Origin of the sequence: uncultured Helicobacter sp. (genome assembly GCF_910577135.1) — a bacterium.
Lineage (GTDB): Bacteria > Campylobacterota > Campylobacteria > Campylobacterales > Helicobacteraceae > Helicobacter_C > Helicobacter_C mastomyrinus.
This window is the reverse complement of the sequence record NZ_CAJTLL010000002.1, coordinates 114508-138491: the sequence shown is the minus strand read 5'-3', so window position 1 is coordinate 138491 and position 23984 is coordinate 114508. Positions and strand designations below refer to the sequence as shown.

The following is a 23984-nucleotide window of genomic DNA, read 5'->3' as shown; positions in this document are numbered from 1 at the left end:
GGAGTAGATATGGCAATTACACTTAGCCCCCGTCAAAGAGCACAATATGATGAGCTATCTATGTCAGAGAAAATCGCCATTTTACTTGTGCAATTAGGTGATGACATTACTTCGGAGATTTTTCATCATCTTGATATTGATGCTATTACTGAAGTAAGTAAGCAAATCGCCCAATTAAGCGGTATAGATAAGACCATTGGTGCAGCTGTCTTAGAAGAATTTTATGTGATTTTCCAATCTAATCAATATATCAATTCCGGTGGTATGGACTACGCACGTGACTTATTGATGAAGGCTTTAGGACCAGAAGCGGCAAAAGCGATTTTAGACAAACTCGCCAAGACAATGCAGTCTCAAAAGAATTTTGCCTATCTTTCCAAGATTCGCCCTCAACAGCTTGCAGATTTTATTATTAACGAACACCCTCAAACTATTGCGCTTATTTTGGCTCATATGGATGCAAGTGGTGCTGCAGAGACATTGGGATATTTTGCTGATGACTTGCGTGCTGAAGTGGCTATTCGTATGGCAAATCTTGGGGACATTTCCCCAAGTGTGGTTAAACGCGTGAGTGCGGTGCTTGAGAACAAGCTAGAATCTCTTACAAGCTACAAGGTTGAAGTGGGTGGCACTCGCTCTGTGGCAGAAATCTTTAACCGCTTAGGACAAAAGGCAGCAAAAGCGACAATTGCGCATATCGAGCAAATCGACGAGCAGCTTGCTATTGAAATTAAAGAGATGATGTTTACCTTTGAAGACATTAGCAAGCTTGATAATAATGCTATTAGAGAGATTCTTAAAATTGCGGATAAAAAGGATCTTACGCTTGCGCTTAAATCGGCTGCTGATGATCTCAAGCAAAAGTTTATGGGGAATATGTCTCAACGTGCGAGTGAGGCGTTTATGGAGGAAATGCAATTTTTGGGTGCTGTGAAGGTTCGAGATGTGGAAGCGGCACAAAGAAAAATCGTAGAAGTGGTGCAAACCCTCTCAGAACAGGGCTTAATTCAATTAGGAGAGCAAGACGATGTCATTGCTTAATCAAGAGAATATCATTGGTCAAGAGCGACTTAAGAATCATAATATTAAGAAGTATGAATTTAAGACTATTACATCTGATATGATTGAGGTAGGCAGGGATACAAATCAGAATGCTAATATAGAAGATTCTACTCTCAAACATAATCAAGATGAGATTCAAAATACCATAGAAACAAGTGTGCAAAAAATTGCAACCTTAGAGCAAGAGCTTGTGGAGCGGCTTTTGCAAAAAACTGATGAACTCTCCGGCTCTTTAGCAAAGCTACAAATTCAGTTTGAAAAGCTCCAAGTAGAGAGTGAGCAGCGTGTGGCAAATGCCCGAGATGAGGGCTATAAAGATGGATATAGAGAAGCAGAGGAGAAGGCAAAAGAAGATTTATTTGCTGAAGTGAATGCCCAAAAAAAGATTTTAGTAGATTCTATTATTACCCTTGAAGATGCCTTAAAATCAAGCCAAAAGCATTTAGAGGATTTAGAAAAGGAATTAAGCGCGATTTCGGTAGATATTGCTAAAGAAGTGCTCATTAATGAAGTGAGTGAAAATTCCCAAAAGATAGCTTTAAATCTCACTAAAGAACTGCTAAACTCTATTATGGATGCGACAAATATTAAAATTAAAGTTAATCCTAATGATTATATCTTTCTTAAAGAGCAGCTAAAGGATAATGCAAAGGTGGAGATTATCGCCGATAATGCCGTATCATTGGGAGGTGTGGTGATTGTGAGCGATAGCGGTAATATCGATGGCACGATTATGTCTCGATATAAGAATCTTAAGCAATCTGTGCTTGAAAATATGCACGATTAAAGAGAGTGAGGGGCTATATGACTTATGAATTGGTTAAAAGCTATGCTTTTGAAGAGTTAAATACTCTCTCTGTTGTCCAACTTGAATTACTTGCTGCTTCTTTAAGGCAGAGAATCTTAGAGGTGGTAAGCTCTAATGGAGGGCATTTGAGTTCGACACTTGGGGCGGTGGATTTGATTGTGGGTATGCACACAATTTTTGATGTGAGAGAACACCCCTTTATCTTTGATGTATCTCATCAGGCTTACGCGCATAAGCTCCTTACAGGTAGGTGGGAAGACTTTGATACCTTAAGACAATTTGGCGGGATAAGCGGATTTTGCAATCCTAGAGAATCTTCAAGTGATTATTTCATCGCAGGACATAGCTCAACTTCTATCTCTCTAGCTGTGGGAGTAGGGAGAGCAAGGAGTTTGGGTGCAAATACGAAAATGCCTGTTGTGATGATAGGCGATGGCTCAATGAGCGCGGGGCTTGTATATGAAGCACTAAACGAGCTAGGGGATAAGAAATACCCGATGGTAATTATCCTTAATGATAATGAAATGAGTATCTCTAAGCCTATTGGGGCAATCAGTAATTATCTCTCGCAGATTCTTACCTCTCCTTTGTATCAAAAAACGCGCCAAAGCATAAAGAAAATCCTCACTAAAATGCCAGATTCTGCTACTTATTTGGCTAAACGATTTGAAGAATCGCTTAAACTTATTACTCCGGGAATCTTATTTGAGGAATTAGGGCTAGATTATATTGGTCCTATTGATGGGCATAATATGGAGCTTATCCTTACTACTTTACAAAAGGCTAAGGATATGAATAAGCCTGTGATTATCCACGCACAAACACTAAAGGGCAAGGGATATGATGTTGCAGAAGGGCGGTTTGAGCAATGGCACGGAGTAGGTCCCTTTGATATCAGCACAGGCTGTTTGCTTAAAAAAGCGGCAAATACATCGCCCACAGAGATATTTGCCCAATCTTTAGCAACTTATATGAGTGATGAAAAAGTCGTGGGTGTAACTGCTGCTATGCCAAGTGGCACAGGACTAGATAAGCTTATAGAAAAAGATTCAAAAAGATTTATCGATGTAGCCATTTGTGAGGCTCACGCGGTTACCTCAATGGCGGCAATGGCAAAAGAGGGCTTTAAGCCCTTTGTAGCGATATATTCTACATTTTTGCAACGAGCCTATGACCAAATAATCCATGATGTAGGGATTTTAGGCTTACCTGTGCGGTTTTGTATCGATAGGGCAGGGATTGTAGGTGAAGATGGCGAGACACACCAGGGGCTTTTTGATATTGCATATTTGCGTCCTATCCCCAATATGGTGCTGTTTGCTCCACGTGATAATGCAAGTTTGCAAAGGGCTGTGGATTTTGCCTATCACCATAATACCTCGCCTTGCGCCTTTCGCTATCCACGTGGTAAATTTGTGCTTGATGATGGGATTTTTAGCGCAAGTAGTTTTGTGCTAGGGAAGGCGGAGTTGTTAATAGATGGGGAAAATCTCTTGCTTATAGGCTATGGTAATGGTGTGGGGAGGGCATATCAAGTATGCAAAGCATTGCAAAAAGAGGGCTATAAGCCAAGTTTGCTAGATTTGCGTTTTGTAAAGCCCCTTGATAGGCAAACATTAGTTCAATTACTTGCAAATCACAAGCACGTGTGTGTGTTTAGCGATAGCTATTATATGGGTGGAGTTGGTAGCACGATTTTAGAATGTATCGCTGATGAAAACATACAGGGCATATCACTTAAAAGTTTTGAGATAAAAGATGAGTTTGTCCCACACGGCAAGAGTGATATTATAGAATCTACATTGGGCTTAGGCACAGCAGAACTTACTCTAGCTATCACGCAATGGCTAGATTCTAAGTAAAGTTTAAAGATTAAATAAGTAAAATCCACACTTTGTTTCTATCTTCTTGCGGGAATGGCGAAATTGGCAGACGCACCAGACTTAGGATCTGGCGCCGCAAGGCGTGGAGGTTCAAGTCCTCTTTCCCGCACCATCGCTTCTCTCTATATTTTTAAATTTCTCATTTCAATTTGCTTTTCAAATTAGAATTTAAGCCTGAAATAAATAGAATTGTAGCTCTATTTTTCTTCTTTTAAAGGTTATTTCAATGAATAAAGCACAAGCTCTTCAGCCTATTGCACGTAAGCTTATTTATAACCCTGAATCTACAGAGAGTGTGAATGAAAGGCGTATCTTTGGCGGTAATCCTACAAGTATGTTTGAACTTAATAAAATCAAATATCAGTGGGCTTATAACCTATGGAAAGTAATGCTTGCTAATACTTGGTTTCCTGAAGAAGTGAATATGAATCCGGACAAACGTGATTACAATGGTGGGTTAACCGCACAAGAGAAGCTCGGCTATGATAGGGCATTGGCGCAACTTATTTTTATGGATTCATTACAGACAAATAATTTAATTGATAATGTTAATCCCTATATCACAAGCCCAGAGATTAATCTTATCCTCGTGCGGCAAGCTTATGAGGAGGCTTTGCATTCTCAAAGTTATGCGGTAATGGTAGAATCTATCTCGGCAAACACGGAGGAGATTTATGATATGTGGCGTGTGGATATGCAGCTTAGAAGCAAGAATGATAATATCGCAAATGTATATATTGAGTTAGCCAAGAATCCAAATGAGCTGAATTTACTCAAAGCGATGTTTGCTAATCAAATTTTAGAGGGGATTTATTTTTATAGTGGGTTTTCATATTTTTATACATTAGCGCGAAGCGGGAAAATGCTAGGTTCTGCACAAATGATACGATTTATCCAACGCGATGAGGTAACGCATTTGCTTTTATTTCAAAATATGATTAATGCTTTGCGCAAGGAGGAGGGGCATTTATTTACCCCCGCGCTTGAAGAAGAGGTCATAGAGATGTTTAAAAAAGCTGTGGATATAGAATCAAGCTGGGGTGAATATATCACACAAGGGCAGATTCTAGGATTAACTGCAGATATTATACGTGAATATATCCAGTTTTTAGCTGATACTCGTCTTAAAGCAGTAGGTTTTGAGCCTATTTATCATTCTAAGAATCCTATTAAATGGGTAGATCAGTTTGCTAACTTCAATGATCAAAAGACAAACTTTTTCGAAGCTAAGGTAACAAACTATTCAAAAGGGAGCATTAATTTTGATGATTTCTAAGAAATTATATTGTATGCAGATGAAGACAGGGCAGGACTTTATAGAGAATCTTAAATATGTAGAAGAGTTTGTAGCTCAATGTGGTAAGGACGCGATTGTTTGCGCGCCTGAAGTGGTGCTAAGCGGATTTGCTTATCAAAAAATGAGTGAGGCAAGCACATTTTCAAAGCTTGCTACCGAGCGGCTTTTGGAATGCAGTGCAAAATATAAAAATACATTGGTTATAACAATGATTGAGGAGAAAAATAAAAAATTTTTCAATAATCTCAAGGTATTTCATAAGGGTGAGATGATACATAAGCAAAGCAAGAATAAGCTTTTTTTGCTCGGTGATGAGCAACTGCATTTTAGCCCGGGGGATAAAGAAGAGATAAGCATTTTTGAGATTGATGGTATCAAATGTGCGGCTCTCATTTGCTTTGAATTGCGTTTTATAGAGCTATGGGAGCAGATAAAAGGAGCAGATATTATATTTGTTTCTGCGCAATGGGCTAAAGCACGTAAAAATCACTTTGAAGTGCTCTCCACAGCTTTAGCAATAGCCAATCAAGCTTTTGTAATGGCAAGCAATAGTGCTAATGATGTAATGGCAAAGGGAAGCGCGATTATCACACCTTATGGCATTGTGTATAAAAATGACAAGAAGCCATTTGTGGCGTGTGAAGTCGATATTAGTGAGACTTCACGTATGAGAAAATATATCAATACCAATATAAAGATAAATTAATGTATAAATTTGCTGCTCGAGCAATGTGCAATGAGATTCAAAAGATTTTCCCTCTCTCGCCAAAAGTCGCTACAGCAATTTGTGCTGTTGATAGGGAAAGGTTTATTCCCACAGGATTTGCACAGCATCTAGCTTATGACATTAAGCCTCTTCCTATGGCAGAATCTCAATATATCAGTTCTCCGCTCACAGTAGCGCAAATGACAGAGTATCTTGCTCCTAATGGTGGAGATTCTGTATTAGAAATTGGCTGTGGAAGCGGTTATCAGGCGATGGTGCTTTCTTATTTGTTTCGCCGTGTATTTAGTATCGAACGTATTGATAAGCTACTTTCACAAGCTAGACAGAGATTTCAGGCATTGCAAGTGCATAATATTTTCATCAAACTTGATGATGGACAGAGGGGTTGGGCAGAATATGCGCCTTTTGATGCGATTTTATTTTCAGCTTGTGCTAGTGCCATTCCACAGATGATAATCGACCAGCTTGAAGATGGTGGAGTGCTAGTTGCTCCTGTTTTGGAGGGTGGCAAACAGATAGTTAAACGTTTTAGAAAACATAATGGTGTTTTGGGCAGTGCTGAATGTTTGGGAGAATGTCTTTTCGTTGATGTAAAAGATGGTGTTGTGAGGTAGCTATGATAGAGGCAATACCCATATTTATAGCTCTTTCTTTATGCTATGGATTTGTTGGGGTAGTGCTAATGGCTCTTTATATCGACTATCAGGCACAATATCGGACTCTTTTGTCATTTGTCTTTTCATCGTGGTATTATAGAATCTGCTTTTTTGTGCTGTGTGTGTGTTCTTTTTTTGTTCTTGTGTGGCAGGATATAGGTGCTTCGTATGTGATATTGATGTTTTTGTTGCTATTAGGATTGATTGATATTAAATGCCTTGCATTGCCTGATATGTTGAATTTTTCGCTATTGCTTGTATGTGTTGTGTATGCATTTTTAGAAAGCAGTATTGTGTATGAAAGCTTTATGCAAAGGGTGCTACTAGGCTTTGGTGTGGGGGGTGTGTTTTTTACCCTTAAGATTCTTTATCAATCTTTTATGCATAAGGATATTATTGGGGAGGCTGATATTGTTGTGCTAAGTGCTTTGGGTATTGCTTTTGGTGCATTAAGTGCTTTTGTGAGCGTATTCTTAGGAAGTATAGTTGCTCTAGTGTATGCACTATTTTTGGCGATATGGTATAAAAGGAATCTTATTCATCTTAAGCTTCCTTTTTGCTTTTTTATCTTTGTAGGCACGATAATGCAAATGCTGTGGCTCTCTTATGGGGATTTACTCTATGCTTAAACGTTACCTATTCACATCTTTTGCACAGATTTTTTTTCCATTTTTCTTTGTGCTGCTTTTTATTGCTTCTGTGGTGCTTTTGATTGATATCGCAGGACGCACCTATGTGGTGAAAATGAGCTTTTTGGATTTGGGCACATTATTTTTATATCTCATACCTAGCAGTTTATTTTTTATTATCCCTATTACTTTCTTTGCTTCTGTGGTGCTTGGCATATCGCGTTTAGCATATGAATATGAGCTGATGGTGTGTTTTTCGCTTGGGAGCAAACCTTTAGATATAGTGAGATTTTTTTTGCCCATTACGCTCCTTGCTACTATGATTCTACTTATATTCTCTTTAGTTATGTTGCCCCTTGCCAATAGCGCTTCTAAAAACTTTGTGGCAAAAAAAAGAGCAGATATTGATGTAAATATCAAGCCCGGTGAATTTGGGCAAAAGCTAGGAAATTGGCTTGTGTATGTCGATAGCGTGCAAAATCGTATGTATAAGAATCTTATTTTATTTTCTGAAAATGGTTTTGAGGGTGATACTTTTATTATCGCGCAATCGGGTAAGACAAGTAATAATCAAGGGCTTTTTGAACTTCATTTAACGCAAGGCAGCGCATATTTTGCCGCTCCTGAAGAGATTAAAAGAGTCGATTATGAGGAGATGAGTGTGCGGCAAAATGTGGGAGAACCACAACTTAGGGGCTATGATTTATTTGAGTATTGGCACGATGCGTTTTATTCTAACACTACTCAAAAATCGCGTAAGCTTACTCAAGCTATTACTGTATCATTTTTTCCTTTGGTTTCACTTTTTTTTGTTCCACTCTTTGGTATTGCTAATCCTCGCTTTAGCTCTAATAAATCATATTTTTATGTTATTGCTTCAGTAGCAATTTATTTTATTGCTGTATATATTGCCTCAGAGCATTTTCCACTTACAGGTATGGTATTGATACCACTTGTGTGGTTTGCTTTGGGCTTTTTTTTGTATAAAAAGTTTATTGCTAAGTTTTATTAATGCACACTTATAAAGCCGTGATAGCTTATGATGGGAGCGCATTTAGCGGATTTGCCTTGCAAAAGCATAAAAAAAGTGTGTTGGGTGCATTGCAAGAGGGTTTAGGACGTGTAGGGATTAGCGGGGAGATTCTAGGGGCTTCACGCACAGATAAGGGTGTGCATTCCACAGGGCAGGTGATTAGCTTCAAAAGCTCACATTTGCATCGATATGAATCTGCCTTCTTGCTCTCACTTTTAAATGCAAAGCTTTATCCGCATATTATGATACGCTCACTTAAAAGAGTGCCTCATCATTTCCACCCTCGCTTTGATGCCAAATGGAGGGCATATCGTTTTTTACTCTCTCCCACTTTTCCTCCTCCTTTTGCCTCATCTTATGTGACACATCAAAAAATAGGCGATATGGCACGTTTTATCGCTGCTTTGCATTGTTTTAAAGGGGAGCACAACTTTTTGTATTTTAAAAAAAATGGCTCTTTTACACAAAGTAATGTGCGGACTATCTTTGATATAAAATATTATCGCTATAAGAGCATAGATGTCGTGTATGTGCGGGGGAATGGATTTTTGCGTTCACAAGTGCGGCTTATGGTAGGCGCGGCTTTAAGCGTGAGTAGAGGAGAGATGAGTATGCAACACTTGCAAGAGCAGCTTTTAGCACAAAAGCAGCATTATGCTTACCCCATCTCACCACAAGGCTTATATCTTTGCGGTGTGGGGTATGATGAACTTTGCTCACACTCTTTAGGTTTGTGAGAATATGTAGTTTGTGTAGATTAGATATTATAAGTTGTTATGCTAATAAGGCTTGAGAAAAAAATATTTTTATATTATCGTCTTTTACAATGGGTAAATATGAGTAGGGGTTATAGATAGACTTAGGATTCTAAACCTTAAAAACCCACTTGATAACCAAATGAAGTGCGATGATAAGTGCGTCCTTTAGGCGCAACAAAAAGCTTTGCTTTGAGTTGCAAGACCCTTGCGGCACAAAGTGCAACAGCAAGGGCATAATAGATTCTAAACCTTAGAATCTCACTTGATGAAATCCCGCAAGGGCAAAACAAGGCGAAATTGGAGTTTTGCTTTATCCCTCAGGTGGAAATAAAAGGCTTAGCTCTTTATGTTCAAGACCTTTTGCAAGTTTGGATTAGCACTCCGAGCAAATGCGGCGATTACATCGCAATAGCAAAGGGATAATAAAATAGAGAATCTTCATCTATCCTTTATCTACACCTTCTCCCATATACAGCCAGAGGGGGTATCCATAATCTCAATACCTTGATTCTTTAGCTCATCGCGGATTGTATCAGCTAAGGCATAGTCTTTTGCCTTTTTGGCTTCAAGACGCTTGGCGATTTGTGATTCTATATGTGCTTTTGTCGCTTCATCAAGCCCAAGTTGGAAGTAGCTTTGTGCCACCTTGCCACCTAATCCTAGTAAAAACTCCACGCACGCAAGATTTGCCCTAATGATTTGCTTTTGGGCTTTGTCCTTTGGATTCTTATCAAGCATATCATTGCTATGAGAGAGCATATCTTCAATAATGCTAAGTGCCTTTGAAATATTATAATCATCGCTTAATGCCCCAATGAGTGAGTGTAAAAAGGCTTTATCGGCATCTTTTGTGATGGTTTTAAGCCTAGAGAGATGGCTTAAATCCTCTGTGTGATTACCCTCTGTGTTTGGATGAGCAGATTCTATACGTTTTTTTAAGCGATAGATCTTGTCTAATCGCTTTTTGCTTTGCAATAAATCCTCTTCGTTAAAATTGAGTGCCAAGCGATAATGCACCCCTAAAAGATAATTGCGCAGAATCTCGCCATCATAGGTTTTGAGCGCGTCTTTGATAAAAAAGCTATTGCCAAGTGATTTGCTCATTTTCTCGCCATTGATATTGACAAAGCCATTGTGCAGCCAATATTTAGCAATCTCTCGCCCTGTGGCGCAGCGTGTTTGCGAGGCTTCATTCTCGTGATGTGGAAAAAGCAAGTCCGCTCCACCGGCGTGAATATCAATCGCATAGGGCTTGTCTTTATAGGCAAGATATCTTTCAACCATCGCCGAGCATTCTATATGCCACCCTGGACGCCCATTGCCTAGAGTGCTTTCATAGGCAATATCATCTTCGCCCTTGTAGCCTTTCCATAATGCAAAGTCATTAATCTCTAGCTTATCTTGTGCGTTTTGGATACGACTTTGATTGTGTGAATCTTCGCTGCGGTGGGAGAGTGAGCCATAAAGCGAATCTTTATGAATGCTTAGATATACATCATTATGTTCTCCTGTGTATGCATAGCCTTTAGCAAGTAAGGATTCTATCATTTCACATATTTGAGGGAGATTTTCCGTGGCTTTTGGCTCTATATCCGCACGTAAAACGCCCAGTGCCTCCATATCTTTAAGATATGAATGGATATATTTTTGACTGAGTTCATTTACACTCATACCGCTTTGGAGGGATTTTTTAATGATTTTGTCATCGATATCAGTAAAGTTTTTAACAAAAATCACTTCAAAGCCTAGAAAGATAAACAACCTCCGCCACAAATCAAAGGCTATGGAGCTTCGCGCGTGCCCTAAATGTGCATCATCATAAACCGTGGGACCGCATACATAAAGTCGCACTTGATTTTCACATATAGGCTCAAAAGAGACTTTTTGCTTTTTCGCGCTATCAAAAAGGGTAATCATACTAAATTCCTCACAAAAATATGAAATGTCTGCACAAAATCATTCACATAGGGCTTGAGCCAATATAAAAGTAAAGATTCTATACTGATAATGCCAATAAGGAGTAGCCACGCTTTTTTGTGGTTTATTATATCCAAGAATCGCTTGAAGCCAAAGATTCTAATGGTAAGAATAAAAAGCACAAAGCCGCTCAAACTCCCGCTTAATGCCAAGCCCATCGCACCAAAGGGGTGCATAAGGATAAGTGAAAATCCAACACCACACAGCAAAGATATGGCTGAAATTTTTGCAGCTTTGCCTTGCATTTGATAGGAATAAAGCCACAGAGAGAAGATTCTGCTCAAACCAAAAGGCACTAAGCCAATCATATATGCGCTAAAAACTTGCGATACAATGAGCGTGTTTTCCGCGCTAAACTGCCCCCATTGGTATAAGAGGCTAATGATTTCAGGACTTAGCCAAATGCCCCCAACCACGCACATACAAAGCACAATAAACAAAAACCAAAATGATTTTTTTAGTGCTTTAAGGGCTTGTGCGTTTTGCTGATTTTTAATCGCTTTTGCGATGAGGGGGAAAAGTGCGGTGGATATGGCTATGGCAAAGATGGCTAGGGGGAATTGGAAGATTCTGTTTGCATAATAAAGTGAGCTAATGCTCCCCGCAGCAAGAAATGAGGCAAGCAGTGTGTCTGTAAAAGAGGCAAGTTGTGCAGTGGAGCTACCTAGCATAGCAGGAAAAAATTGTTTAAAAAAACTTTTTAAATCTTGCTTTGCTTGAGCAATCCGCACTTTTATCTTAGAATCTGTCTCTTTGGCGCTAAACCATTGCCAGAATTCAATCACGCCTACCCATAAGAGCTTAAAAAATCTTAAGCGATAAAGCGGATAAAAATGTAAAAGAATCTGCGCTATCCCGCCACATATCACGCCATAGCTTAGTAGATACACCACCTGCATAGAATCTTTATCGTGGGCTAAAAATAGGGCGGCTATCATTGAGAGATTTAAAAGTGCGGTGTTATAGGCATTGACCCAAAAGCAATTTTTGTATTGCAAAAGTGAGGAGAGGAAAGTAACGATAAAAACAAGCTCTAAATACCAAAAATTAATGGCTACGATGGGTTTAGCGAGGTTTATAGTCGCCTCATCAAAGCCATAGGCGAGGAGTTTGGTAAAAAATCCACTAAAGCACATCACAAACATAGAAAGAATAAGTATAAAGAATGCAAAAATAAGAAATGTAATGAGGGCAAACATTCCTTTCCTGCGACTATGGATAAAATTAGGCAAAAAACTCTGTGTGAAAGCCCCCTCACCAAAAACTCGTCTAAAGAGATTAGGAAGCTTAAAAGCAGCAAAGAAAATATCACTATATACACCTGCCCCCAGTATTTTCGCTGTGCATAAATCCCGCACTAATCCGGCAATTCGAGAGAGTAAAATCCCGCTGCTATTTGTTAAAAATGCCTTTTTAATCACATTTTACCTTGTTTTAAAGATGAAAAGTTGTAGAATTATAGCTATAATAGACAAATTTTAAGCTATGGGGTGTTTTATGCAACTCTTTGAACCAGTTTCTATAAAAGCCTGCACTGATGTCAATGTTGAGCTTAAAAAAATATGCGATACCTATGCGATTGAAGAGCAAATGGTAAGCTTTGATATATTACATATTAACACACTCTATCGTGGCGAGAAAAAGAAAGACTTTAATATGCTCTCTAAAGAGGAATGCACGAAGATTCTGGGAAATGAAGCACAATATAATGACAATACCTTTGAGATTAGGCAAGTGTATGACATTGTCTTGCGTGGGATTAAAGAGGGTGATTTAGCCCCATTTGTTGCGCTGCATATGGATAGCGAATGCTATGAATTAAGCTTGGAGCTTAAGGCGGGTTTAGAAGTGTGTGATGATGATGCATTTTTTAATGAATTATATGCACAAATCACACGAGAGAAGATTCGCCAGCATATTATCATAAGGCTTTTTGACAAGGATACCCAAGAAGAAATCCAATCCCTTAAAGAATTGCTCAATTCTCTCTCTATTAGTGGCAAGATAGAATCTACGCGACGTATAGTAATTGCAAAAGCAGGAGGGTTTATCCCAAATGTGGATTGTGCGTTTAAATTTGTCCTTGAAGATGAATGGAATGCCTCACACGAGCAGCGGTTAGAATTTGCCTCATATGCGGCAAAAAGTGGTGATTTAGTGGGTTTAAGTATGAAAGCACAAGAAGGTATGAGTGGACGTAATCTTAAAGGAGAATATATCCATGTAAAAAAGCAAGAGGCTGGGATACCAGAAGTGAAACTACGATTCAAAGAAAGTGATTTTAGAAGTGAGGATACACAAGAGGCAATAGCGTATTATGCCTTACAAGATGGCTATGTCGCCGTAGGGGAAGGAGAGCTAAGAATCCTTACGGATTTTAACTTCCCTGAAGTAAGTTTGCGTAAAAATGGTTCATTGCTTGGAGGGGATAAAAAAGGTTTTATAGTAGAAGTGGCTTGTACAGATTCTAATGTTGATGCTATAGGTGCGGGTATAGTGCTCGAGGCAGAAGAGGTTAAAATCTATGGGAGTGTTGCAGAAAATGCAAAGGTGATAGCAAAAAAGGTAGAGATTAATGGACAAACCCATCAAAGTGCTACCATAAAGGCTGATGAAATCAGTATTGATATGCACAAGGGTTTGGCTATTGGGGAGAAAATCCATATTAATCGTTTAGAATTAGGTGAAGTAGATGCTCAAAAGATATTTATTGAGCAGGCTAATGGAGGGAATGTAATGGCTAGGGAGGTAGAGATTAATAATCTCCATTCACATACTAAAATTACTCTATCTCATCAAGTGCATATTAAAAATATGAGTGGTGGTGAAAATCGTTTTATGATTTCTTCTCGAGCTTCTTCAAAAGAAAAAGAAGGAATGCAGCATATTAATGCTCGCATTAAGGAAAATATTCAATCAATGAATACCATTTTGAATGTGTTGAATAAAGACTTAGCCCTTGTGCGTAAAACAAAGCCTGTGGTGGAAAAGATTAAGGTTATTATGGAGGAAAATAAACGTAATCGTAAGCCTAATGAGCGTAATATCACTGAAAGTGTGGCGCAATATGTGGTATTGCTACGTCGCACAAAATATTTGAAAGATAGACTACTTGTTTTGCAAGAGGAGAGCAAAAAGCTCAATGCTCATTTAGAGAAACTTGATAAGCAAACGCAGAATGCCATTATTATGCTTGATGTGCCTTGGCAGAAAGAAAATGAAATCACTTATGAAAGCTTTTTCCCTGAAGCAAAGGATATGCTACTTATTAATGATGGTGAGGAGACATATATAGGTATTAATAAAGAACAACTTAAGTTGCAAAAAATACCACGTGATGAGTATGAAGACATTAAGGAGTAGAAAGTGATTGTTGGGTTAAGGGGTGTTGTGTATAAATTGGAGCCAATGTTTGTTGAAATTGATGTAGGAGGGGTAATTTATGGGGTGCAAATGTCTCTTAATGCCACTTCTGCATTAAGGGCAGAGATAGAAAACAATCCGCAAAAAGAAGTAAAAATTATCTGTGCACACATTATACGCGAGGACGCGCATTTGCTTTTTGGCTTTATGGAAGAAACGGAGCGAAAAACTTTTGAGCGTTTAATTAAAATAAATGGCGTGGGTCCAAAGGTGGCATTAGCTATACTCTCTACCTATACCCCTGCGCATTTTGCTAATATTATTGCCAATAAAGATATTGACGCACTCAAAAAAGTACCTGGTATTGGGCAAAAGGGTGCGGGGAAGATTATGGTAGATGTGGCAGGATTTTTTGCAGAATTATTACAGAATCAGCAAAGCACTCTCAAGCACGAAGCCTTTTTGGCGTTGCGCTCACTTGGATTCAAAGAAAGTGAGATTAATAAGGTGCTTGAGAGTGTGAATGCCTCTAGCGTGAGTGAGGCTGTCAGGGAGGCTCTTAAACGATTAGCTTAAGTCAAAAAAGGTTTTAGAATGCTGCAAACATTTCGCTCTAAAGTGCTTTTTACACTGCTGATATTCATTATTATTTGTTTTAGCGTGCTCTATGGCATTATTTCTTTAGGCTATCAAAATATGGCTGTCAAAGAAGGTAAGAGAAGTGCGCAAATGCTTGGAGATTCTATCTTTCAAACAGTGCGTATGAGTATGAATATAGGCACGAGAGAAATGATTGATGCGGGACTTGCTAATGCAAGTAAGATACCCGGCGTGCTTCATCTTAAGATTCATAAATCTCAAAATGTGATTGATTTGTTTGGTATGGCAGATAATGTAAGTGATGACCCAAAAGTGATGGAGGTATTTGCCAACAAAACAGCCCAATTTGCAGAAGTATATGAAGGCAATACACATAAAGTAGCGCTCTTAAAGCCATTAATCGCTGATGAATCGTGTATGACCTGCCATCAAGATGGTATATTGCGAGAAGGTGATGTGTTAGGTGTTCTTGAGCTAAAAATTTCCACAGAAAGCTTTTATGAGCAAATTGAAGTAAGCGAGAACTATCTTTTACTTACAATGATTGTAGCGGGAGTGTTAATGCTCTTAGGATTGTATATATTTTTTGAAAAAGAGCTTATAAAGCCTCTTAATCGTTTGCGAGATATGGCAAAGGAGCTTACTGAAGGTGGAAGCGGAGATTTAACCAAACGTATTGCTATTAAGAGTAATGATGAGGTGGGTATTACCTCAGGCTATGTGAATAAATTTATTCAAACCATTCAAGAGACTATTTCTGTGAGTAAGCGCGTGAGCGAAGAGAATATGCAAACTTGCAGTGGACTGCTTGATATGTCAAATGTGCTGTCAAAGAATGCTGATGAGCAATTTGAGCTTGTTGATAAAGTCAATGCTTTAGCCCATAGCGTCAGCGAAAAACTAAATAATGCTGAAGAAATTGCCAATGCTACCGGAGATGATATAGCCCAAACAGAAGCAATTTTAGATGAATTTGTAAAGAACTTGCAAGATTCTATTAACCTTATTACCCTCTCTGCTCAAAATCAGCAGGGGATTTTAGGAAGTGTTGAGGAGCTTATAGAGCATACAGAGCAAATCAAATCGGTGCTTTCTATCATTAGTGATATAGCCGACCAAACCAATCTCTTAGCCCTTAATGCCGCTATCGAGGCAGCTCGTGCAGGAGAGCACGGGCGAGGCTTTGCGGTGGTGGCTGATGAGGTAAGGAGGTTAGCCGAGCGAACACAGAAATCTCTTAGTGAAATTGCTACAAATGTGAATCTTGTAACCCAGAGCGTTGATAATGTAGGAGAGACAATTAAAGAGACAACAAAAGATATGGCTCATATTGCAGATAAGACAGCGCCGCTTATTGATGAAGCACATCACACACATAAAAAGCTTGATACGACAAAGCAAAATTCCATTTGTCTTAAAGATATTAATATATCCATTGCTCAAAGCACCAAAGAACTTGCGGAGATGATGCAAGAGATTGTCAAATCTTCAGAATCTACCCAAAGTGTGGGGCATAATGTCCAAAAAGTAGCCAATGATATGTCCCAAAAAGTAAAGGAACTCAATAATGCTATTATGAAGTTTAGAGCCTAAATGCGAATGTATTATATAGATTTTAAAGCGCATTTTGGGGCTATCCCTTCCTTTCTTCTGTGGATAGAATCTCGTTTGAAACCTTATGTTACTTGTGTGGATAGTTTTGAACTTGTATTGTGCGAGAGTCTGCATAATATCATCGAGCACCACATTATACGTATAGATAAAATGCACCTTTTTACTAGGGATAAGGCACCATCATATATCACTCATAAGCAATTTTTTATATCTTGCACGCTTTATATAAGGGCTACGCATATATTGATTATATTTTCATATCCTTTTAAGCCTTGCTATCATTTTGTCAAAACACCCATACAAAGGGTAATTGGGGGTAGGGGGAAGCGTATAATGCGATTTTATAAAGCACAATGGCGGACAAAAATACATCATAGCAAATCTATGGCTGAAGTAAAAATTCGCTTTCCACTAGAAAAGCCTGGTTTAATCTCTTACAAAGAAGCTTTGCTATAATATATTTTCGCACAAAGGATAGAGATGGCGTTAAATATTGAGACTATCAATGATTTACGAGTGATACGAAGCGTAGGAAAACTAAAGAGTTATGATGCGTTTTTGACCTTTAAAATTGAGCTTGAGAATCTTATTCCACAATTTGTAACAGAGGATAATATATTACGTATTTATTTTGTCGGAGCTTATCCGCTAAGTTCTTATATGTTTGGATATTTATTTAAATTAAGAGATGTCGATAAAATGCAGATTGAAATTGTTGTTGATGATTTGCGATTGTTTATGCTCTTTGAGGAGGTAGATATGGTCGATGAATTTAAAATTAAGATTATGGAGGAATAGGTTTGGAATATAGTGTGTGGAATAGAATCTATGATTATATAGACCCTATTGCCTTTGAATTAGGGGGCATAAGTGTGCATTGGTATGGCATTATGTATGTGAGTGCTATGCTCATTGCACTTTTTATCGCAAAAGCTTTTGTAAAATATCGCAATGAGCGCTTTCCTGTTACACAAGAGAATCTTGATAGCTTTTTTATTTGGGTGGAAGTGGGTGTGATTTTAGGTGGACGTATCGGTTATGTGTTGATTTATTCACCGCAGCGGTGGGAATACCTCATGCAGCCTTGGCAGATGTTTAATCCCTATGTTGATGGGGTGTTTGTAGGGATTAGCGGGATTAGTTATCACGGCGCGGTAAGTGGCTTTGTGATAGCAGCGATTTTATTTTGCTATCTTAAAAAACAGCCTTTTTGGGTATTTATGGACCTCTCCGCTATTTCTATTCCATTAGGCTATGTGTTTGGACGTTTGGGAAATTTCTTTAATCACGAGTTGTTTGGACGCCTCGTGTCAGAGGGGAGCTTTGGGAAAAGCATAGGCATACTTGTCAATGGAGAGTTACGCTATCCTAGTCAGCTTTTTGAAGCCTTTAGCGAGGGGATTGTAGTCTTTGTTATCCTTATATGTTTGCTACGTTTCATAAAGAAGCCCGGTTTGCTTCTTGTGGCTTATGCGGCACTTTATGCTATCGCGCGATTTGTGTGTGAGTATTTTAGAGAGGCAGATGTGCAGATGGGCTATTATGCGTTTGGCTTATCAATGGGGCAGATTTTAAGCCTCGTGATGCTAACTATAAGTGGCTTACTTTTGCTTCTTATATACATACAAAAGCCCTCTCTCCCGCCATTGCCTCAAGGCATAAAGCAGCGCAAACATAGCAAACAAAGAAGGCAAAAATGAGTTTAAAAAGAGCCTACGTATTGCTTCTTTGTGCGGTTTTGGCTGAAGTATTAGCTACAACTTTGCTTAAAGGCACTCTCACGGAGGGATATAGAATCTTGGGCATTATAGGTATGTATGTGCTGCTTGTCCTCTCTTATTATTTTATGGCACTTTCACTCAAACGCCTCTCTATCAGCGTAGCCTATGCAATTTGGGAAGTGCTTGGCGGGATATGTGTGGCACTCATAGGGATTTTTTACTTTGGCGAGACACTCTCACTCTATGAAAAATTAGGGATTTTACTTGCTCTTAGCGGGATTTTACTCATTAATTACGCAGAGATAAAAAGTACAGATTCTTACAAAAAGGAAAATGATGAGTGACTTACTTAATCGCAAATTACTTGCTTTGCTTTGTGTCTTAATCGCTGCGTTGCTTGATATTGGGGCAAATTTGCTTTTGAAAAAATCGCAAGGCTTTACACATAAGGGCTATACTACAATGTGTATTTTAATGGTATGGGCTGCTTTTAGCGTTTTAGCCATTAGCATAGAAGTTTTGCCTTTAAGCGTAGCTTATGCGACTTGGGGCGCGATAGGTATTATTGGCACGACATTAGGAGGCTATATATTATTTAAAGAGCGATTAAGCACTCTAGGATATATAGGCATTGTTATGGTAGTATGTGGCGTGGTATTATTGCATTGTGAATCTTAGAGTGTGGAATTGAAAGGAGGAGAGAATGCTTGATGAGAAATTAAGCCTTACTGCGCTAAAGGCAAAAAAGGGTGTGGAGAAAATCACAGCTATTACGGCTTATGATGCATTGATGGCGAGTATTTTTGATGGGGAAGTTGATGTGATTTTAGTAGGGGATAGTCTTAATATGAGCTTTGGAGGGCAGAGTGATACTTTAAGCTTAAGTATGCAAGAGATGATTTATCACACAAAAGCCGTGTGCAGAGGCATTAAGCATTCTTTTGCCATCGCGGATATGCCCTTTGGGAGCTATACCACTGCAAAAGTAGCTCTCAAAAACGCGCTAAGATTCTATAAACACACCTCCACAGATGCTATTAAACTTGAAGTAAGTATGGAAAAACTCCCTATCATCAAGGCATTATGCGATGAAGGGTTTGCAGTGATGGCACATATCGGGTTAAAGCCGCAATTTATGCGCTTTGATGGAGGATTCAAAGTCAAGGGTAAAGATAGCGCACAAAGCACAGAGTTGGTAGAAACAGCTTTAGCTATGCAGGAAGTCGGTGCGTTTGGAATCCTCATTGAGGGTGTGAGTAAGCCTTGTGGAAGTGCGATTACAGAAGCCTTAAAGATTCCTACCATAGGCATTGGCGCGGGGGTAGAATGTGATGGACAGATTCTCGTATGGAGTGATGCGTTTGGATTTTTTGATAGCTTTAGGCCTAAGTTCGTGCGCCGCTACTGCGATGGCAAGGCAATGCTCAAAACGGCTATAAAAGCGTATGCTAATGATGTAAAATCTTTAGCCTTCCCAAGCGATGGGGAGAGTTACTCATAATGGAAAAAATTGCCCTTGAAAAGACAGAGATTCAAAGTAAAAGTGATACGCGAGAGACAAATCGTATCGTTGAGGTAGAGAAGTTTAACTTTGAAGCCACACAAGAATCCTCTTTGCGTCCAAGCGTATGGGAAGAATATATTGGACAAGAAAAGATCAAAAAGAATCTCAAAATTGCCATTGAAGCGAGTAAGAAACGTGGTGAGTGCTTGGATCATATTTTGTTTTTTGGACCACCCGGACTAGGTAAGACGACACTAAGCCATATCATCGCTCATCAAATGGGAAGTAGTATCAAGGTGAGTGCCGCACCTATGATTGAAAAAGCCGGTGATTTAGCGGCGATTTTAACCAATCTTAATGAAAATGACATTTTATTTATTGATGAGATTCATCGCTTAAGCCCTGCGATTGAGGAGATTCTCTACCCGGCAATGGAAGACTTTCGCCTTGATATAATCATTGGCTCTGGACCTGCTGCACAAACTATAAAACTTGATATTGCCCCTTTTACGCTTATTGGTGCAACAACACGTGCAGGTATGCTTTCAAATCCTTTGCGCGATAGATTTGGTATGAGCTTTCGATTGCAATTTTATGAGGTAGAGGAACTTGCACGTATCCTTTGTATCGCCGCAAAAAAACTCAAAAAAGCACTTTCACAAGATGGTGCAAATGAGATAGCCAGACGTTCAAGAGGCACACCTCGCATTGCTTTGCGATTATTGCGTAGGGTAAGGGATTTCGCCGAGGTGGGAATCTATGCTAAAGAGGGAGAGATTAGCCTTGAATGTGTGCGATATGCGCTTAATGAGCTTGGGGTCAATGAGCTAGGCTTTGATGAGCTAGATTTACGCTATTTGCGTATTTTAGCACAGGCTCAAGGCAAACCCATAGGGCTAAATACCATCGCAGCAGCTATGAGTGAAGATGAGGCGACTATTGAAGATGTAATAGAGCCTTATTTGCTGGTCAATGCGTATTTAGAACGCACAGCAAAGGGACGAGTGGCTACTGCTAAGACTTATGAGCTTTTGCAGATTCCATCAATTACGCAAAAAACATTGTTTTGAGATTTTGAAATGCTTTTATAGCTCGCGGTTTTACCATAAGCCAAGAAATGTTGTAAGTGTGCGTTAATACATAATGTAAATGCGGCAAAAACGTAGTTTTTAGTAAGGTGCGGTGGCAAAAGAATAAATAGTATAGATTCTCTATTTTCCCCACAAGTGAGGTATATCCTCACTTGCATAAAATAAATCGCACGATAATGCTAACCTCTTAAAGCATCGTAGAGGGGGGGGGGATATATAAGGGGGAGTGAGACATATATTGCCGAGCAGACCTTGCGGTTGTGGTTTCATTCCACGCGAAGTAAGACCTTTGCGGCGATTATGTCATAACAGCAAAGGCATAGATAGAGACTTTTACTCAAAAAAACACAAGTTTGTTTATTGAGACAAAAATTAAGGGATTTTACAGGTATAGAGTAGAGGGTAGTGATAACTACCTGTATATACCTTTTTAAACAATGAAATAAGCCTATCTCTTGTGGTAGATATTATGCGAGTTATCCTATAGTCTTTCCTATGGCTTAAGATTTTAAATGTACTTCTTCCTTTTAGGAGCTGCATAGGGACTTTTGCTTTAAATTGTAAGCTTTGGATATGCTTATTTGTATCAAAAAGATAGTTTTTCTATAAGCAAAAATAATAAAATACCCGTAATGCCTGCTAATACGCCAGCTAGGGCATCATCACCCACTACACCTAGCCCTCCTTTGCATTCTCTATCAATTCTACCAATGAGTGAGGGCTTATAAACATCAAAGATTCTAAATAGCACAAAAGCCGCAAGAATCTCTATTAGCCCAAATCCAATCATTGACATAGCAATCCATACGCCCACTAGCTCATCAATCACTATACTTTTATCATCGTGTGTATTCGTGCGCTCTTCATATAAATCAATATGCTTGATTGCCACAAGCCCTATGAAAACACTAAGTAAAAACAAACTCTCTTGCGAATAATACAAAATGGGCGCACCTAGTATCGTAGCAAGTGCGCTTCCTGCCGTTCCAGGAGCCTTAGGAGAATAGCCACTATAAAAAAGGCTTAAAAACAAATCTTTGATAAGCTTATGGTTTTTCATTGTTTAGGCTTGGGGAGTGCTTTTGTTTTTGCGGATAATGCCATATTTCTTACGTTTCTCCCATAGGCTCTTGCGACTCATACCAAGCTTTTTGGCTAGTTCAATATCAGGATAGCGATTTTCGTATTTGCTAATAATGAGTTTTTCATATTCTTTTACAGAGAGAATCTCCCCGCCTAGCTCCATATTGTTGGTCTGACGGGTGATATCAATCACTTGAGGAAAGGCAATTTTTTCACCCGAGACAATAGAGACAATTACATTGTATTTGAGGGCTACTTCTAAAAAGTCCTTTCGCTCACTCTTTTTGAGCTCTTCAAGATTGGTAATGTAATAGATTTCGTTTTTCTTTGGTGGCACACGAAAAATACTTTTCCACATCTCTTCTTTAAGGGAATAAAAATGAAATTGTATATGTTTTTCCCGTGCGTATCGCATAGCATAAATATCTGCCCCTCGTTGGGCATTGCTCTTAATCACAAAAGGAGGATTGTATAAAAATAGCTCTGGTGTGCCTAGCTCACGCTCAATGAAACTAAAATAATTTCTATAAAATCCAATCTCTTCATTGATCTCTCGATAGGTTCTATAATGTGTAATCTTGCGTATCAATTCATCTACAATAAAAGGCTTCACAATATAGTCTGTAACGCCATTACGCAATGGCTTAATCACTGTATCATCATTGATATATGCAATCATCAAAATAATAATCGCCTGTGAATATGCCTTGCTGAGTTCAGTATAGCCTTCATTAATGGTGCCAAATGACGCGAGAATCACATCATAATGGTCTTTTTGCACCTCTTTGAGTGAATGGGCTATGATATACTCCAAACGAGAATCGCTTAACTTATTAGCAATGCTTTGTGCCAAGTAAATTTCATTTTCAATAATTAACACTTTCATACGCACTCCTCTTTATGATAGATTTTATTCATAATTCCTCCTTTAATACAAAATGCCCCCAATGGACAAATCCCATACTTACTTGTGCTTGAGCGCATACACCCTCTTTACGCCCTACAAAACCTAAGCCCTCTGTCGTGGTCGCCTTGATATTAATGCGGCTATGAGGCACTTGCAAAATATCTGCTATACATTGACGCATAGATTCTTTATAGGGAGCGAGTTTTGGAATCTGCGCCATAATACTTATATCTGCATTATGTAGCTCATACCCCACACTTTGAGCAAAGGTATAAATTTGCTTTAAAAGTATTTTAGAATCTGCCCCCTTATACGCCATATCTGTATCGGGAAACCACTGTCCTATATCACCTCCACCAATCGCACCCAAAATCGCATCACAAAGTGCGTGTAAGACAACATCTCCATCACTATGTGCTTTAAAGCCAAAGGGAGATTCTATCTTTATACCCCCTAGCCACATAGGTTTAGAATCTTCAAACATATGCACATCAATGCCCTGTCCTACAAATGTTTTTGAACTAGGGGGTGCGAGTTTAGCAATATGAAAGGATAAATCGCTGCCAAAGGTAATTTTATTCATCAATGGGCTGCCCTCTACAAAGGCGACTTTGCCACCTAAAGCGTGAATCGCTGAACTCTCATCACTAAAGTCTTTATTTTCATCTTTTAGCGCTTCTCTCAAAATGCTAACCTTGCTTAACTGCGGCGTTTGGATTAGCTTTATATCCTCTCTTTTAAGGTAATCACCTTGATAAAAAGTCGTATCAGCCACGCGCAAAAATGGCACAACGCAATCTATTGTAGAATCTTGGTTTATCTCATTTTCCATCATATCAAGCAAACCTTCAAGGGTATTCCATCGTGCGACATCGCTTACCAAAACAAAAGGTGTATCGACGCATTGCAAGGCATTACGCAATGATTGTGTACGTGTATTTCCTCCCTGCACGATATTGCAAGGTATAGAGAATCGACTTTTTGCTTCTATATGTTTAGGACACATACTGCACATATACGCATAATCCGCAGGTGAGGCAGTAATAAACACTTGATGAAAAGCATAGTGCAGTATTTTGCGAGTAGCCACAAGCCATAATGGCTCTTCATCTATGCGAAGCCACTGTTTTTTACAAGATAAATCCTTGCAAAACCGCGTAGAATCGCCCGCTGCCATCATAATGAGTGAAACTTTTTCCCAATCCAAGATAAATTCCTAAATAGATTTATTCAAAGTAAAGATATTATTTTAACACTAGAAAATAAAAAAT

At 38.9% G+C, this 23984-nt stretch carries 24 protein-coding genes and 1 tRNA gene; 20 read left to right on the top strand and 5 right to left on the bottom strand.

Features of this window, described 5'->3' with window-relative positions; genetic code table 11:
• The first annotated feature begins 9 nt into the window (after positions 1 to 9).
• From fliG to truA, 10 genes are all read left to right on the top strand, one after another.
• Positions 10 to 1041, top strand: a complete 1032-nt coding sequence (gene fliG / locus QZ289_RS01680) for a flagellar motor switch protein FliG (protein WP_295698503.1) — start codon at positions 10 to 12, stop codon at positions 1039 to 1041.
• Positions 1028 to 1849: a flagellar assembly protein FliH gene (fliH, locus tag QZ289_RS01675; RefSeq protein ID WP_295698501.1), complete on the top strand. Its 822-nt coding sequence runs from the start codon at positions 1028 to 1030 to the stop codon at positions 1847 to 1849. Before fliG ends, fliH begins: the two co-directional genes overlap by 14 nt.
• A 17-nt stretch (positions 1850 to 1866) precedes the next feature.
• Positions 1867 to 3732 carry a 1-deoxy-D-xylulose-5-phosphate synthase gene (dxs, locus tag QZ289_RS01670; RefSeq protein ID WP_295698498.1) on the top strand — a complete coding sequence of 622 codons (1866 nt, stop codon included), beginning with the start codon at positions 1867 to 1869 and terminating at the stop codon, positions 3730 to 3732.
• A gap of 48 nt (positions 3733 to 3780) precedes the next feature.
• Positions 3781 to 3865: transfer RNA gene (locus QZ289_RS01665), tRNA-Leu, on the top strand.
• 114 nt (positions 3866 to 3979) lie between these two features.
• Positions 3980 to 5029, top strand: coding sequence for a ribonucleotide-diphosphate reductase subunit beta (locus QZ289_RS01660; RefSeq protein ID WP_295698496.1), 1050 nt, complete (start codon positions 3980 to 3982; stop codon positions 5027 to 5029).
• The gene (locus tag QZ289_RS01655; protein ID WP_295698494.1) at positions 5019 to 5756 is read left to right on the top strand and encodes a carbon-nitrogen hydrolase family protein; all 738 of its coding nucleotides are present in this window, start codon (positions 5019 to 5021) and stop codon (positions 5754 to 5756) included. Before QZ289_RS01660 ends, QZ289_RS01655 begins: the two co-directional genes overlap by 11 nt.
• Positions 5756 to 6391, top strand: coding sequence for a protein-L-isoaspartate(D-aspartate) O-methyltransferase (locus tag QZ289_RS01650; protein ID WP_295698491.1), 636 nt, complete (start codon positions 5756 to 5758; stop codon positions 6389 to 6391). The genes QZ289_RS01655 and QZ289_RS01650 overlap by 1 nt, the downstream gene beginning before the upstream one ends.
• Positions 6392 to 6393: 2 nt before the next feature.
• The gene (locus QZ289_RS01645) at positions 6394 to 7062 is read left to right on the top strand and encodes a prepilin peptidase (RefSeq protein ID WP_295698489.1); all 669 of its coding nucleotides are present in this window, start codon (positions 6394 to 6396) and stop codon (positions 7060 to 7062) included.
• The gene (locus QZ289_RS01640) at positions 7055 to 8074 is read left to right on the top strand and encodes an LptF/LptG family permease (RefSeq protein ID WP_295698487.1); all 1020 of its coding nucleotides are present in this window, start codon (positions 7055 to 7057) and stop codon (positions 8072 to 8074) included. The genes QZ289_RS01645 and QZ289_RS01640 overlap by 8 nt, the downstream gene beginning before the upstream one ends.
• A complete protein-coding gene (gene truA, locus QZ289_RS01635; protein ID WP_295698484.1) occupies positions 8074 to 8832 on the top strand; it encodes a tRNA pseudouridine(38-40) synthase TruA in 759 nt (252 codons plus the stop codon). Before QZ289_RS01640 ends, truA begins: the two co-directional genes overlap by 1 nt.
• 474 nt (positions 8833 to 9306) lie before the next feature.
• Here the strand turns inward: truA and cysS are convergent, their stop codons facing one another.
• Together cysS and murJ are read right to left on the bottom strand one after the other, a co-directional pair.
• Positions 9307 to 10767: a cysteine--tRNA ligase gene (gene cysS, locus QZ289_RS01630; RefSeq protein WP_295698608.1), complete on the bottom strand. Its 1461-nt coding sequence runs from the start codon at positions 10765 to 10767 to the stop codon at positions 9307 to 9309.
• Positions 10767 to 12251, bottom strand: coding sequence for a murein biosynthesis integral membrane protein MurJ (gene murJ / locus QZ289_RS01625; protein ID WP_295698482.1), 1485 nt, complete (start codon positions 12249 to 12251; stop codon positions 10767 to 10769). Before murJ ends, cysS begins: the two co-directional genes overlap by 1 nt.
• A gap of 76 nt (positions 12252 to 12327) precedes the next feature.
• Between murJ and QZ289_RS01620 the strand changes: the two genes are divergently transcribed.
• The 10 genes from QZ289_RS01620 to ruvB are packed head-to-tail and all read left to right on the top strand — an operon-like array spanning position 12328 to position 20702.
• Positions 12328 to 14193: a hypothetical protein gene (locus QZ289_RS01620; protein WP_295698479.1), complete on the top strand. Its 1866-nt coding sequence runs from the start codon at positions 12328 to 12330 to the stop codon at positions 14191 to 14193.
• Positions 14194 to 14196: 3 nt separating this feature from the next.
• Positions 14197 to 14769 (top strand): Holliday junction branch migration protein RuvA, encoded by a 573-nt coding sequence (gene ruvA, locus QZ289_RS01615; RefSeq protein ID WP_295698476.1) that lies wholly within the window; start codon positions 14197 to 14199, stop codon positions 14767 to 14769.
• 18 nt (positions 14770 to 14787) lie between these two features.
• The gene (locus QZ289_RS01610; protein ID WP_295698473.1) at positions 14788 to 16386 is read left to right on the top strand and encodes a methyl-accepting chemotaxis protein; all 1599 of its coding nucleotides are present in this window, start codon (positions 14788 to 14790) and stop codon (positions 16384 to 16386) included.
• A complete protein-coding gene (locus QZ289_RS01605; RefSeq protein ID WP_295698470.1) occupies positions 16387 to 16863 on the top strand; it encodes a hypothetical protein in 477 nt (158 codons plus the stop codon). It begins immediately after the preceding gene.
• A gap of 24 nt (positions 16864 to 16887) precedes the next feature.
• Entirely contained in the window at positions 16888 to 17205 is a 318-nt protein-coding gene (locus tag QZ289_RS01600; RefSeq protein ID WP_295698467.1) for a hypothetical protein, read from the top strand.
• 2 nt (positions 17206 to 17207) lie between these two features.
• The gene (lgt, locus tag QZ289_RS01595; protein WP_295698465.1) at positions 17208 to 18107 is read left to right on the top strand and encodes a prolipoprotein diacylglyceryl transferase; all 900 of its coding nucleotides are present in this window, start codon (positions 17208 to 17210) and stop codon (positions 18105 to 18107) included.
• Positions 18104 to 18472, top strand: coding sequence for a multidrug efflux SMR transporter (locus QZ289_RS01590; protein WP_295698462.1), 369 nt, complete (start codon positions 18104 to 18106; stop codon positions 18470 to 18472). Before lgt ends, QZ289_RS01590 begins: the two co-directional genes overlap by 4 nt.
• Positions 18465 to 18806, top strand: a complete 342-nt coding sequence (locus QZ289_RS01585) for an SMR family transporter (RefSeq protein WP_295698459.1) — start codon at positions 18465 to 18467, stop codon at positions 18804 to 18806. Before QZ289_RS01590 ends, QZ289_RS01585 begins: the two co-directional genes overlap by 8 nt.
• A 25-nt stretch (positions 18807 to 18831) precedes the next feature.
• Entirely contained in the window at positions 18832 to 19629 is a 798-nt protein-coding gene (panB, locus tag QZ289_RS01580) for a 3-methyl-2-oxobutanoate hydroxymethyltransferase (RefSeq protein WP_295698457.1), read from the top strand.
• Positions 19629 to 20702: a Holliday junction branch migration DNA helicase RuvB gene (gene ruvB, locus QZ289_RS01575; RefSeq protein ID WP_295698456.1), complete on the top strand. Its 1074-nt coding sequence runs from the start codon at positions 19629 to 19631 to the stop codon at positions 20700 to 20702. Before panB ends, ruvB begins: the two co-directional genes overlap by 1 nt.
• Positions 20703 to 21309: 607 nt before the next feature.
• Here the strand turns inward: ruvB and QZ289_RS01570 are convergent.
• From QZ289_RS01570 to QZ289_RS01560, 3 genes are read right to left on the bottom strand one after another with little or no spacing between them, the layout of a single operon-like run.
• Complete coding sequence (locus QZ289_RS01570; RefSeq protein WP_295698453.1) at positions 21310 to 21783, bottom strand: phosphatidylglycerophosphatase A; 474 nt, start codon at positions 21781 to 21783, stop codon at positions 21310 to 21312.
• A gap of 3 nt (positions 21784 to 21786) precedes the next feature.
• The gene (locus QZ289_RS01565; protein WP_295698451.1) at positions 21787 to 22692 is read right to left on the bottom strand and encodes a response regulator; all 906 of its coding nucleotides are present in this window, start codon (positions 22690 to 22692) and stop codon (positions 21787 to 21789) included.
• Positions 22693 to 22720: 28 nt separating this feature from the next.
• A complete protein-coding gene (locus QZ289_RS01560) occupies positions 22721 to 23923 on the bottom strand; it encodes a bifunctional 2-C-methyl-D-erythritol 4-phosphate cytidylyltransferase/2-C-methyl-D-erythritol 2,4-cyclodiphosphate synthase (RefSeq protein WP_295698606.1) in 1203 nt (400 codons plus the stop codon).
• Positions 23924 to 23984 lie beyond the last annotated feature (61 nt).

What these genes read in the sequence shown, in the direction of transcription:
- QZ289_RS01590 (WP_295698462.1), top strand. Translation starts at nt 18,104, where the DNA reads ATGAGTTTAAAAAGAGCCTACGTATTGCTTCTTTGTGCGGTTTTGGCT.
- QZ289_RS01660 (WP_295698496.1), top strand. Translation starts at nt 3,980, where the DNA reads ATGAATAAAGCACAAGCTCTTCAGCCTATTGCACGTAAGCTTATTTAT.
- QZ289_RS01570 (WP_295698453.1), bottom strand. Translation starts at nt 21,783, where the DNA reads ATGAAAAACCATAAGCTTATCAAAGATTTGTTTTTAAGCCTTTTTTAT.
- panB (WP_295698457.1), top strand. Translation starts at nt 18,832, where the DNA reads ATGCTTGATGAGAAATTAAGCCTTACTGCGCTAAAGGCAAAAAAGGGT.
- QZ289_RS01650 (WP_295698491.1), top strand. Translation starts at nt 5,756, where the DNA reads ATGTATAAATTTGCTGCTCGAGCAATGTGCAATGAGATTCAAAAGATT.
- truA (WP_295698484.1), top strand. Translation starts at nt 8,074, where the DNA reads ATGCACACTTATAAAGCCGTGATAGCTTATGATGGGAGCGCATTTAGC.
- QZ289_RS01620 (WP_295698479.1), top strand. Translation starts at nt 12,328, where the DNA reads ATGCAACTCTTTGAACCAGTTTCTATAAAAGCCTGCACTGATGTCAAT.
- dxs (WP_295698498.1), top strand. Translation starts at nt 1,867, where the DNA reads ATGACTTATGAATTGGTTAAAAGCTATGCTTTTGAAGAGTTAAATACT.
- QZ289_RS01600 (WP_295698467.1), top strand. Translation starts at nt 16,888, where the DNA reads ATGGCGTTAAATATTGAGACTATCAATGATTTACGAGTGATACGAAGC.
- fliG (WP_295698503.1), top strand. Translation starts at nt 10, where the DNA reads ATGGCAATTACACTTAGCCCCCGTCAAAGAGCACAATATGATGAGCTA.
- QZ289_RS01655 (WP_295698494.1), top strand. Translation starts at nt 5,019, where the DNA reads ATGATTTCTAAGAAATTATATTGTATGCAGATGAAGACAGGGCAGGAC.
- QZ289_RS01585 (WP_295698459.1), top strand. Translation starts at nt 18,465, where the DNA reads ATGAGTGACTTACTTAATCGCAAATTACTTGCTTTGCTTTGTGTCTTA.
- ruvB (WP_295698456.1), top strand. Translation starts at nt 19,629, where the DNA reads ATGGAAAAAATTGCCCTTGAAAAGACAGAGATTCAAAGTAAAAGTGAT.
- QZ289_RS01645 (WP_295698489.1), top strand. Translation starts at nt 6,394, where the DNA reads ATGATAGAGGCAATACCCATATTTATAGCTCTTTCTTTATGCTATGGA.
- QZ289_RS01610 (WP_295698473.1), top strand. Translation starts at nt 14,788, where the DNA reads ATGCTGCAAACATTTCGCTCTAAAGTGCTTTTTACACTGCTGATATTC.
- fliH (WP_295698501.1), top strand. Translation starts at nt 1,028, where the DNA reads ATGTCATTGCTTAATCAAGAGAATATCATTGGTCAAGAGCGACTTAAG.
- QZ289_RS01565 (WP_295698451.1), bottom strand. Translation starts at nt 22,692, where the DNA reads ATGAAAGTGTTAATTATTGAAAATGAAATTTACTTGGCACAAAGCATT.
- QZ289_RS01605 (WP_295698470.1), top strand. Translation starts at nt 16,387, where the DNA reads ATGCGAATGTATTATATAGATTTTAAAGCGCATTTTGGGGCTATCCCT.
- QZ289_RS01640 (WP_295698487.1), top strand. Translation starts at nt 7,055, where the DNA reads ATGCTTAAACGTTACCTATTCACATCTTTTGCACAGATTTTTTTTCCA.